The organism is Streptomyces sp. NPDC007917 (assembly GCF_042959105.1).
GTDB lineage: Bacteria > Actinomycetota > Actinomycetes > Streptomycetales > Streptomycetaceae > Streptomyces.
The window spans coordinates 1-1,437 of the sequence record NZ_JBIBKK010000083.1 but is presented as its reverse complement, the minus strand read 5'-3'; the positions used below and the strand labels follow the sequence as shown (position 1 = coordinate 1,437).

2 protein-coding genes are annotated in these 1,437 nt (G+C 66.7%); one reads left to right on the top strand and one right to left on the bottom strand.

The genetic code is table 11. From position 1 onward, the window contains the following. On the bottom strand, window positions 1-1,203 hold a 1,203-nt coding region (locus ACFZDL_RS47200), incomplete at its 3' end, for a condensation domain-containing protein (RefSeq protein ID WP_391194629.1). A 33-nt stretch (window positions 1,204-1,236) separates the two neighbouring features. On the opposite strand from ACFZDL_RS47200, the gene ACFZDL_RS47195 reads away from it, so the two are divergent. Beyond that, window positions 1,237-1,437: hypothetical protein (locus ACFZDL_RS47195; protein WP_391194627.1), on the top strand; the 201-nt coding region annotated here is incomplete at its 3' end.

Here is a 1,437-nt window from a genome sequence, read left to right as displayed (position 1 = left end):
GAAGAGACTGTCGGCATCAGTGTCATCACCGAGCAGCTCACGCTGCCACAGCGTGTAGTCCGCGTACTGCACCGGCAGGACAGACCACTCGGGCGCACCGCCGCCAAGACGGGCCGAGTAGGCGACGATCAGATCCTGGGCGAGGGGGGCCATCGACCAGCCGTCAGCGGCGATGTGGTGCAGCACCAGCATCAGCACCGACTCCGCCCCACTCACGGTGAACAGCTCAGCGCGCAGCGGGATATCAGAGGACAGGTCGAAGGTGTGACGGGCGACCAGGCTCAGCGCATCCGTCAACTCCGCCTTGGCGACGGGATGTGTCGGTAGTCCGATACACGCCTGCTCGGGACTGAGCACGATCTGCGAGGCATGCCCGTCGACCTCGCGGAAGACCGTGCGCAGTGCCTCATGGCGAGCGATCACATCATTGAGCGCGGCGAGTAGGGCCTGCTGATCCACGCTGCCGTTCAGGTGCAGGGCGAGGGGCATGTTGTAGGTGGCGGACGGTCCCTCGAGTTTGTGGAGGAACCACAGTCGCTGCTGGGCGTAGGACAGTGGCAGGGGACTGGGCCGGGTGGCAGGCAGTAACGGCGGACGCACCTCGTCATGCCCGCTCAGACACGGAGCCAGCCGCGCCACCGTCGGCGCCTCGAAAAGCGTCTGCAACGCCATCTCCACACCCAGCGTGGAACGGATCCGGCTCACCAGCTGAGTCGCCAGCAACGAATGACCACCCAGATCAAAGAAACCATCATCGATCCCCACCGCCGGCACACCCAGCACCTCGGCGAACAAACCCGCCAAAATCTCCTCCCGCGCACTACGCGCCACCCGACCCACACCCACAGCCGAGTAATCCGGCGCAGGCAACGCCGCACGATCGACCTTCCCATTAGCCGTCAACGGCAGACGATCCAACACCACGATCGCCCCAGGAACCATGTAATCCGGCAACTGCCCCCGCAACCCACGACGCAACGCAGCAGTCAGAGCGACACTCCTGCCGGCCCGGGCAGGCGTATTCACCGACCTCACCACCCCACCCGGCCGATAACCACCGACCACCAGCCCCCGGCCGGCGAGCAGAAGCAGATCATAAGTGTCCAGCCGCTCCGGATCCCAGGTCGCCACAGCCTGCCAGCCACGGGCCTCCGCCCAGCCAAGCACCACCTCAGGATCAGTGCCCATGTCCGGGACAGCCACCGCCAGCGACCGCACCTCGGCAGGAGCCGCACCATGGTCCAGAGCACGAGCGGCCCGGACCTCCCCCACCAGCCGGGGGTTGGGCACACCCACCACACGCACCGGGCCGCCCCCGGCCACCCGAGCCTCCAACTCCCCAAGGCCCGCTACATCCCCTCCCCAGCGCACCACCGGCACATCCGCCAGATCGACCAGACCAGCAGGATCCTTGAACAGCGTCACCTCATACCGGTG